The organism is Pseudomonas rubra, assembly GCF_028656935.1.
Classification (GTDB): domain Bacteria; phylum Pseudomonadota; class Gammaproteobacteria; order Pseudomonadales; family Pseudomonadaceae; genus Aquipseudomonas; species Aquipseudomonas rubra.
Genome location: NZ_JAMDGZ010000049.1, coordinates 37,044 through 46,056, shown reverse-complemented (window position 1 = coordinate 46,056; position 9,013 = coordinate 37,044). Strand labels below are relative to the sequence as shown.

Below are 9,013 nucleotides of genomic sequence, written 5' to 3'. Positions count from 1 at the left end.
AGCGGGCTTGCCCCGCGACGCTTTTCAGGCCTTCTGCCAAACCTCGAAGTGATAAGCCGGCTTGTCGCCTTCAGCTGCATTGGCCTGGCTCGACACCCGCTGCCACTGCGCCTGATCAAACTGCGGAAACCACGCATCCCCTTCCGGGCTCAGCTCCACCCGCGTCAGGTACAGCCGATCCGCCAGGCCACGCTCGATTGCCTGGGTGTACAGCTGCGCACCGCCAATCAGCATCAGCTCATCGACGCCCTGCTCAAGCGCCCATTGCTCGGCACGTAGCATCGCTTCATCAAGCGAGGCGAATACCTCGGCGCCTTCAAGCTGCAGGCCCGGCTGGCGGCTGACCACCAGGTTCAAGCGCCCCGGCAGCGGCCGGCCCAGTGAATCCCAGGTCTTGCGGCCCATGATGATCGGCTTGCCCAGGGTGGTGGCCTTGAAGTACTTGAAATCCCCCGGCAGGTGCCAGGGCATGCTGTTATCGATGCCGATCACACGGTTCTCGGCGAGGGCCGCGATCAGGCTGAGGGGAAGTGATGTTTTCATGCCGGCGAGGATAGCAAAGCCCGATCTTCGATGCCTGGGTTATGCTTTGGGCTGACTTGATCAATGGAAGCGCGTGTGACTGCACTGACTGACCTGGACAAACGCTGGCTCACCGAAGCCGTGCGCCTGCGCGAAGAACACGCAGGCCCCTTGGAAGACCAGGAAGCCAACCGCCGCGCCCGCCAAACGGGTGGCGACCTGCAAGCGCGCATCGAAAACCGCGCCCTGTGGCTGGCCGAACGCGACGGCATGCGCAGCGCCCTGCAACACTGGAAACAAGGCGCACGACTGGCGCTGGCGGCCCTCGTGGTACTCGCCGTGCTCAGCGGCGCCGGCCTGGCACTGGCCGCCCTGGGCGACAGTCAACGGCCAGTGAACGTGTTCTGGGCCTTGGGCAGCCTGCTAGGACTCAACCTGCTGCTATTGCTGGGTTGGCTACTGGGCTTTTTCTTCGCCGCTGAACAGGGCGCAACCCTTGGCCGCCTGTGGTTGTGGCTCAGCGAAAAGTTCGCCCGCGATGCCCAGGCCGCGCACCTGGCTCCCGCCCTGCTGGTGATGCTGCAACGGCAAAAGCTCAACCGCTGGCTGCTCGGCCTATTGGTGCACAGCCTGTGGCTGGTGGCCCTGGGCTCGGCACTGGTGATGCTGCTGATCCTGCTCGCCACCCGCCGCTACGGCTTTGTCTGGGAAACCACCATTCTTGGCGCCGATACCTTCGTGGCCCTGACCCAGGCCCTCGGTGCCCTGCCGGCGCTGCTCGGTTTCAGCGTGCCGGATGTCGCCATGATCCGCGCCAGCGGCGACAGCCAGCCGGCGCTGGAACTGGCCCGCCAAGCCTGGGCGGGGTGGTTGCTGGGGGTGCTGCTGGTGTATGGCATCCTCCCGCGCCTGCTGCTTGGCGCCATGTGTTTGTGGCGCTGGCGCAGTGGCCAGGCGCGCTTGCAACTGGACCTCAACCTGCCCGGCTACAGCCCGCTGCGCGATGCGCTGATGCCCAGCAGCGAACGCCTGGGCATCAACGACGCCGCGCCTGATGCGCTGCCGCAGATTATCCGCGGGGTCGGCGAAGCCCACAGCGATGGCGCCCTGTTGGTAGGCCTTGAACTGGACGACAAGCGCCCATGGCCACCCGCCTTGCCGGCAACGGTGAGCAACGCCGGCATCCTCGACAGCCGCGAGTCGCGTAACAAACTGCTCGAACAGCTCGGCCGCTTTCCCCCGGCGCGCCTGGCGATTGCCTGCGACCCGCGCCGCTCGCCCGATCGCGGTAGCCTGGCGCTGCTCGCCGAGCTTGCGCGCAATGCCGGCGCCACGCGTATCTGGCTGTTGCAGGCGATGCCCGGCCAGGTGCTGGACGCAGACCGTCTCAATGACTGGCATCAGGCCCTGGAGCAGCTCGGCTTGAACTATGCCGACAGCGCCCCGCTGAACTGGTTGGAGCATGGCCATGACTAAGCCGTTGAAACTGGCCGTGGTCGGCCACACCAATGTCGGCAAGACCTCGCTACTGCGCACCCTGACCCGTGATGTCGGTTTCGGTGAAGTGTCCCACCGGCCGAGCACCACCCGTCATGTCGAGGGCGCACGCCTGTCGGTGGACGGTGAGCCACTGCTGGAACTCTACGACACGCCAGGGCTGGAAGATGCAATCGCCCTGCTCGACTACCTTGAGCGTCTGGAGCGTCCGGGCGAGCGCCTCGATGGCCCGGCGCGGCTTGAACGTTTTCTGCAAGGTAGCGAGGCACGCCAGCGTTTCGAGCAAGAGGCCAAGGTACTGCGCCAGTTGCTCGCCAGTGATGCCGGCCTATATGTGATCGATGCCCGCGAGCCGGTATTGGCCAAGTACCGCGACGAGCTGGAAGTGCTGGCCGGCTGTGGCAAGCCGCTGTTGCCGGTGCTCAACTTCGTCGCCAGCAGCGACCATCGCGAAGCCGATTGGCGTGAAGCGCTGGCGCGCCTGGGATTGCACGCACTGGTGCGTTTCGACAGCGTCGCGCCGCCGCAAGACGGCGAACGCCGCCTGTACGAAAGCCTGGCCTTGATGCTGGAAAACTCCCGTAGCGCACTGCAACGCCTGATCGACGATCAACAGGCTCAGCGCCAGGCCCGGCGTGAAAGCGCCAAGCGCCTGGTCGCCGACTTGCTGCTCGACTGCGCCGCCTGCCGGCGCAGCGTGGTCGCCGAACCTGGCGCTGAAGCCGTAGCCATAGAAACTTTGCGTCGCGAGGTGCGCCAGCGCGAACAACGCTGTGTCGAAGCGCTGCTTAAGCTCTATGCCTTTCGCAAGGAAGACGCCGCCAGCAGCGACCTGCCCTTGCTCGATGGACGCTGGGGCGATGACCTGTTCAACCCGGAAACCCTCAAGTTGCTCGGCGTGCGCCTGGGCAGTGGCGTGGCGGCGGGAGCAGCGGCCGGGGCGGGCGTCGACCTGCTGGTTGGCGGCCTGACCCTCGGTGCTGCGGCGCTGGCCGGGGCCATTGCCGGTGGCGCTCTGCAGACCGCCCGCAGCTATGGCGCGCGCCTGCTCGGCAAGCTCAAGGGCCAGCGCGAGTTGACGGTGGATGACAGCGTGTTGCGCCTGTTGGCGTTGCGTCAGCATCAGCTGATTCACGCGCTGGATGCCCGCGGGCATGCGGCCATGGAACGGATCAAACTGGCGACGCCACAGGAGCAGACCTGGCGTGAAGGCAAGCTGCCGGAGGCGCTGAGCAAGGCCCGAGCACATCCGCAGTGGTCATCGCTCAATCCGGGGGCGAGGGTGAATCAGGCGGAGCGCCAGGAACAGATTGATGCGCTAGTGCAAGAGCTTTAGGGCCTTGCCCTTGAGCACCTGCAGATCGATCACCGGCACCTCCCTCTGCTTGGCCAGCTCATCCCACTGGCGCATGCGCAGGCTCACTCCACACAGCGGGTCCTGCTCGAAGGCATCGGCCTCGGCCTCGCTCATCACCCCGCCCTGGTACGCCAGGGTGCGCCGGCTGGCCTCGCTCAAGTGCTGGTAGTAGCCCGGCTGGCGTAAGGTCAGGTAACGCTTGGCCTCGACGTGGTATTCCACAAGCTTGGCCAAGCGCTCGCTAAAGCCACAGCGACGCAAGTAGTTGGCGCCGACCCGTTCGTGGCTGACCGCACCATAACCGCCCATGTTGCCTTCGGCGCCGCCACAGAGATGGCCGATGTCATGGAAGAACGCCGCCAGCACCACTTCATCGTCATAGCCCTCAGCCAATGCCAGCTGCGCCGCCTGGGACATATGCTCGAGCTGCGAAACCGGTTCGCCGATGTAGTCTTCATCACCATGCTGCTGATACAAGGCGAAGACTTCGCTGACAATCTGTTCGGCTGTAGCCATGGTTAGTCGATCTCCTCCAGCAAACGGGCGATATGGTGCTCGGCCAGGGCCGGGCCGACGCTCATGCCGACGCCGCTGTGCATCAGTGCGGCGCTGATTCCCGGCGCAACCTGCAGTAGGGAAAACGGCCCCGGCCCGCCAGAACCATAGACGCCCTGCCAGCGCTCGAGCACTTCGATGCGCCCGCCCAAGGTCTGCTCGGCCAGTTCGATCAACCAGTTGTCGACCTGCTCGGCGTTGAAGGGTGATGCATCACTGCCATAGGCATGGGAGTCGCCGATGATCAGCTCGCCGTGAGGTGTAGGGCTGATCAGCAGATGAATGCCGTGCTCCAGCAGGTGCGGGCTGTTGGCCTGCAGTTGCGCTTTGAGTGCCTGGGCCTGGGGCAAATCGGCGAAGGCGCCGTAGTGCACGCAGCTCAAGCCGGTGAGCAGTGCGTGTTGCAGGTCGAGCTTGAACCGTGGCCGGGCGCGCAGCATCTGCAAGCGACAGACCTGGGGTTGCAAGGCGCCGATAGGTTCAGCAAGCAGGGTCTGATAGTCGTGACCGGAGCAGACCACGACCTGCTTGGCGCTGAACTCCCCTGCCGTGGTCGAGACACGACCGGGTTCGATACCACGCACCAGGGTGGAGAAATGAAACTGTACACCCAGCGCCTGCTGCAGGAAGCGGATCAGGCTCGGCAACGCCTCGCGCGAATACAACTGCTGATCTTGCAGCCCGCGCAAGGCGGCGCGATGGTGACGGAACTGGCCGCCGTAGAGGTCGTTCAGGGCGGCGCCGCTGAGCAGCTCGACCTTGTAGTCATGTGCTTGCGCACGCTCGGCGCAGAAGGCTTCGAGCAGTTCCAGCTCCAGCGCGCTGCGAGCAAACAGCAGCGAGCCGTTGGCCTTGAGCTCGAAGCCGGCCTGATGCGCCCAGTGCTTCCAGATGCCACTGCTGGCCTTGGCCAGTTCAAGCATCTGACCGGGCGGTTGACCCGTAACCAGCGCCTGGCCGAAGTTGCGCACCGAAGCGCCCAAGGGTGTCGCGCTGCGCTCGAAGACCCGCACCTTGAGCCCGCGCCGGGCGGCGGCGTAGGCATGGGACAGGCCGAGGATGCCGGCGCCGACGATGAGTAGATCGGTCATCTGAGGTTCCTTGAAAATTTCATCGCCCCCATCGCTGGCAAGCCAGCTCCCACAGGTACTGCACACACTGACCCTGTGGGAGCTGGCTTGCCAGCGATGAAGTCAACGCAGTGTTACTGCTGCGCCACCTTCTCCGACTTGCCGTCATAGCGCTTGCGCCACTCGGCCAGGATGCTGTCGCGGTTTTTCGAGGCCCAGGTAAAGTCGTTCTTGATCAGGCGCTGCTCGTAGTCGGCCGGCAGTTCGGTCTGCGGTTTGGCGATGCCCGGCTGGGCCAGCACGGCGAAATTTTCCTTGTACAGTTCCATGGCCGCCGGGCTTGCCGAGAAGTCGGCCAGGCGCTTGGCCGCCGCTTCATGCTGGGTGCCCTTGATCACCGCTGTGGCTTCAATCTCCCAGCCCAGGCCTTCCTTCGGCAAGACAATGTCCAGCGGCGCGCCCTGGCGCTTGAGCTGCACGGCCGGGTATTCGAAGGAGATACCAATCGGGAATTCACCGGCCGCCGCCAGCTTGCACGGCTTGGAGCCGGAGTGAACGTACTGGCCGATGTTCTGGTGCAGGCCGTCCATGTACGCCCAGCCCTGCTTCTCACCAAAGGTCTGCAGCCAGGCGCTGACGTCCAGGAAGCCGGTGCCCGAAGACGCCGGGTTAGGCATGACGATCTTGCCCTTGTACTCAGGCTTGGTCAGATCCTGCCAGCTCACCGGCTTGCTCAGGCCCTGCTTCTCGGCTTCGATGGTGTTGAAACAAATGGTCGCCGCCCAGACGTCCATGCCCACCCATGCAGGCGGGTTGGCGGCATCGCGGTAGTTGCCGCCGATCTTGCCAAGGTCTTTCGGGGCATAGCTCTGCAGCATGCCCTGCTGGTCGAGGATCGCCAGGCTCGACGCGGCCAGGCCCCAGACCGCATCGGCTTGCGGGCGATCTTTTTCGGCCAGCAGCTTGGCGGTGATGATGCCGGTGGAATCACGCACCCACTTGATTTCAATGTCCGGGTTGGCCTTCTCGAAAGCCTGCTTGTAGCTCTTGAGCTGTTCGGCTTCGAGCGCGGTATAGACCGTCAGTTGGGTGTTGGCGGCAGTGGCCTGCACGCTGAATGCAGTGAGGACGGCAGCGGCAAGAGCAAGTGGCTTGAACATGATGCGACTCCTTTGAACGGTGCAGGTTGGTAGAGACAATCAGTGACCCGGCGCACGCTGGCGCCAGGCTTGGGAGCGTTGCAACAGGCCGCGCGAGGCCCAGGCCAGGAGCAGCGAAACGGTGGCGCTGGTGAGCAGGATCAGGGTCGACATCGCCGCAGCGCCGCCGACGTTGCCGGCATCGTCCATGTTCAGCACGGCGACGGCGGCGAGGATGGTGTCTGGGCTGTAGAGGAAGATCGCCGCCGACACCGTGGTCATGGCCGAGACGAACAGGTAGCGGATGATGTCGAGCAGCGCCGGCAGGCAGATCGGCACGGTGACCCGCAGAAAGTGCCGGTACAGCGGCGCCTTGAGCGACAGCGCGGCGGCTTCGAACTCGCCATCGAGCTGGCGCAGGGCGGTGGTCGCGGTCATCTGCGCGGTGGTCAGGTAGTGGGCGATGGTGCACACCACCAGCAACGCCATGCTGCCGTAGAACACATGCAGCGGGTTGCTGGCGAGGTTGAAGAAGAACACGTAGCCAAGCCCCAGTACCAAGCCCGGCACCGCCATCGGTACGAAGCTGAGCAGGCGCAGCAGCAGGTTCAGGCTGCGTTGGCCCTTGGTTTTTTCCATCAGGTAGGCGCCGGTGAAGATCACCGCACTGCCGATCAGCGCCGTGCCCAGGGCCATGGTCAGGCTGTTGCGATAGGCCAGCCAGCCGCCACCGGCAGTTTCCTCGAACTGGTAGTGCTTGAGCGACAACGACAGGTTGTAGGGCCAAAACTTGACCAGCGATGAGTACACCGCCATGCCCACCACCAGCAACAATGCCGCGCAAATCAGTATCACCACGGCCATGAAGCAGGCATCACGAGTGCGCGACGGCTGTGGCTGGAACACCTGGGCACGGCCGCTCATCGAGTCGCCCTGACGCCGGCGCAGCCAGGCATCGACGGCAAAGCTGAGCAACGCCGGCACCAGCAAGACCATGCCGATCAAGGCACCGCGGCCAAACTGCTGCTGGCCGACCACGGCCTTGTAGGCCTCCAGCGCCAGCACCTGATAGTCGCCACCGACGACCACCGGCACGCCGAAGTCGGTGATGGTCAGGGTGAACACCAGGCAGAAGGCGGCGAACACCGCCTGCCGGGTCGCAGGCCAGGTGATGCTGTGAAACGCCCGCCAAGGCCCGGCGCCCATGCTCGAGGCGGCGTCGAACAGACGCGCATCGGCCAGCGACAGGGCCGAAAGCAGGATCATCAGCGCATGGGGGAAGGTGTAGATGGCTTCGCCAAGGACAATGCCCCAGAAGCCATAGATGTTGTCGCTGAGCAGCCCGCGCAGCAGGCCCTGGTTGCCGAACAGATAGACCAGGGCGATGGCTGGCAGCATCGACGGCGCCAGCAGCGGCAGCAGTGAAACACCACGCCAGATTCGCTTGCCGGGGATCAGCGTGCGCTGCAGGGCATAGGCGAACAGGTAGGCCAGCGGCACGACGATGGCTGCAACGCTGAGCGAGACCTTGAGGCTGTTGCCCAGCAGCCAGTGGAAGTTGGCGCTGGCAAACAGTTCGCGGGCGGCCGCCAGGCCGCCACCCTGGCCGGCATCACTGCTGAAACCGCGCCAGAAAATCGCCAGCAGCGGTATCAACACCGCCACGGTGAGGAAAAGCAGCAGCAACCCTTTGCCGCCGACCACGAACAGTCGATCACCCAGTGAAACACCAGAGCGCTGGGCCGCCTTCGCGTGGGCGATCGGCATGGCGAGTGGCGCGGCCATCTCAGGCAAACACCTGCAGGCTACGCGGTGGCAAGGCCACCCAGATGTCCTGGGAACCCAGGCGCGGCATCGACTCGGGGGCGACTTCGGCCAGCAGGGCGTGGCCGGGCAGTTCGTTGAACTCGAAACTCATGCGGCAGCGATTGCCGAGAAAGGTGATCTCGCGCACCCGCGCCGGGAACAGGTTCTCTTCGTGCACCGGCGGGTTGACGCTGATCGCTTCCGGGCGGCAGAACAGCCGGCCGCTACGGGCCTGGCCAGCACCGTCGGCCAGGCGCATATTCAGCGCACCGACCTGGGCGTGGCTGTCGCTGTGGCGCTGGAACGGCAGCCAGTTTCCCTGGCCGACGAACTCGGCAACGAATGGCATGGCCGGCTTGTCGTAGATGTCCTGCGGGGTGGCGTATTGCTCGACCTGGCCGTTGTTCATCACCGCAATGCGGTCGGCCATCAGCATGGCTTCGTCCTGGTTGTGGGTGACCATCAGGGTGGTGATGCCGAGCTGGCGTTGCAGCTGGCGCAGCTCGCTGCACAGGTGCTCGCGAACCCGGGCGTCGAGGGCCGACATTGGCTCGTCGAGCAGTAGTAGTGACGGTGCCGGTGCCAGGGCGCGAGCCAGGGCCACACGTTGCTGCTGGCCGCCGGACAGTTGGCCGGGGTACTTCTTCTCGCTGCCGCGAAGGCCCACCAGTTCAAGCATCTGCGCAACCCGCTGACGCACTTCGTCACGACCGCTGCCGGCCAGGCCGTAGGCGATGTTGGCTTCAACGGTGAGGTTGGGGAACAGTGCATAGGACTGGAACAGGATGCCGTAGTCCCGGGCTTGGGGCGGCAGCTCGGAGATGTCGCGCTCGCCGATGTACAAGGTGCCACGGTCCTGGCGCTCGAGGCCGGCGATACAGCGCAGCAGTGTGGTCTTGCCGCAGCCGGACGGGCCCAGCAGGCACACCAGTTCGCCGGCGGCGATGTCCAGAGAGACATCCTGCAGGGCGGTAAAGGCGCCGAAGCGCTTGTGAATGCCGCGCACTTTCATGTGTGCGCCTGGGTTTGCGACCGGAGTGTTCATGGCAGGACCTCATCGAACGAAT

At 64.9% G+C, this 9,013-nt stretch carries 8 protein-coding genes; 2 read left to right on the top strand and 6 right to left on the bottom strand.

Going from position 1 to position 9,013, the window contains the following annotated elements; translation table 11 throughout:
• Positions 1-24: 24 nt before the first annotated feature.
• On the bottom strand, positions 25-543 hold the full coding sequence (locus M5G17_RS21875; RefSeq protein ID WP_273894961.1) for a dihydrofolate reductase: 519 nt from the start codon (positions 541-543) through the stop codon (positions 25-27).
• 63 nt (positions 544-606) lie between these two features.
• Between M5G17_RS21875 and M5G17_RS21870 the strand changes: the two genes are divergently transcribed.
• On the top strand, positions 607-1,998 hold the full coding sequence (locus M5G17_RS21870; RefSeq protein ID WP_273894960.1) for a DUF2868 domain-containing protein: 1,392 nt from the start codon (positions 607-609) through the stop codon (positions 1,996-1,998).
• Complete coding sequence (locus M5G17_RS21865) at positions 1,991-3,355, top strand: DUF3482 domain-containing protein (RefSeq protein ID WP_273894959.1); 1,365 nt, start codon at positions 1,991-1,993, stop codon at positions 3,353-3,355. Before M5G17_RS21870 ends, M5G17_RS21865 begins: the two co-directional genes overlap by 8 nt.
• On the opposite strand, the gene M5G17_RS21860 is transcribed toward M5G17_RS21865, so the two are convergent.
• From M5G17_RS21860 to M5G17_RS21840, 5 genes are all read right to left on the bottom strand, one after another.
• Entirely contained in the window at positions 3,338-3,892 is a 555-nt protein-coding gene (locus M5G17_RS21860) for a phosphonate degradation HD-domain oxygenase (protein ID WP_273894958.1), read from the bottom strand. The two genes, M5G17_RS21865 and M5G17_RS21860, sit on opposite strands and share 18 nt — an antisense overlap.
• A gap of 2 nt (positions 3,893-3,894) precedes the next feature.
• On the bottom strand, positions 3,895-5,022 hold the full coding sequence (locus M5G17_RS21855) for a TIGR03364 family FAD-dependent oxidoreductase (RefSeq protein WP_273894957.1): 1,128 nt from the start codon (positions 5,020-5,022) through the stop codon (positions 3,895-3,897).
• Between the two features lie 113 nt (positions 5,023-5,135).
• Positions 5,136-6,161, bottom strand: coding sequence for a putative 2-aminoethylphosphonate ABC transporter substrate-binding protein (locus tag M5G17_RS21850; RefSeq protein WP_273894956.1), 1,026 nt, complete (start codon positions 6,159-6,161; stop codon positions 5,136-5,138).
• A 39-nt stretch (positions 6,162-6,200) separates the two neighbouring features.
• On the bottom strand, positions 6,201-7,925 hold the full coding sequence (locus M5G17_RS21845; RefSeq protein WP_273894955.1) for a putative 2-aminoethylphosphonate ABC transporter permease subunit: 1,725 nt from the start codon (positions 7,923-7,925) through the stop codon (positions 6,201-6,203).
• Position 7,926: 1 nt separating this feature from the next.
• On the bottom strand, positions 7,927-8,991 hold the full coding sequence (locus tag M5G17_RS21840; RefSeq protein ID WP_273894954.1) for a putative 2-aminoethylphosphonate ABC transporter ATP-binding protein: 1,065 nt from the start codon (positions 8,989-8,991) through the stop codon (positions 7,927-7,929).
• Positions 8,992-9,013 lie beyond the last annotated feature (22 nt).

Coding starts and splice junctions, on each gene's coding strand:
- M5G17_RS21845 (WP_273894955.1), bottom strand. CDS start 7,925: ATGGCCGCGCCACTCGCCATGCCGATCGCCCACGCGAAGGCGGCCCAG.
- M5G17_RS21840 (WP_273894954.1), bottom strand. CDS start 8,991: ATGAACACTCCGGTCGCAAACCCAGGCGCACACATGAAAGTGCGCGGC.
- M5G17_RS21850 (WP_273894956.1), bottom strand. CDS start 6,161: ATGTTCAAGCCACTTGCTCTTGCCGCTGCCGTCCTCACTGCATTCAGC.
- M5G17_RS21860 (WP_273894958.1), bottom strand. CDS start 3,892: ATGGCTACAGCCGAACAGATTGTCAGCGAAGTCTTCGCCTTGTATCAG.
- M5G17_RS21875 (WP_273894961.1), bottom strand. CDS start 543: ATGAAAACATCACTTCCCCTCAGCCTGATCGCGGCCCTCGCCGAGAAC.
- M5G17_RS21855 (WP_273894957.1), bottom strand. CDS start 5,022: ATGACCGATCTACTCATCGTCGGCGCCGGCATCCTCGGCCTGTCCCAT.
- M5G17_RS21870 (WP_273894960.1), top strand. CDS start 607: ATGGAAGCGCGTGTGACTGCACTGACTGACCTGGACAAACGCTGGCTC.
- M5G17_RS21865 (WP_273894959.1), top strand. CDS start 1,991: ATGACTAAGCCGTTGAAACTGGCCGTGGTCGGCCACACCAATGTCGGC.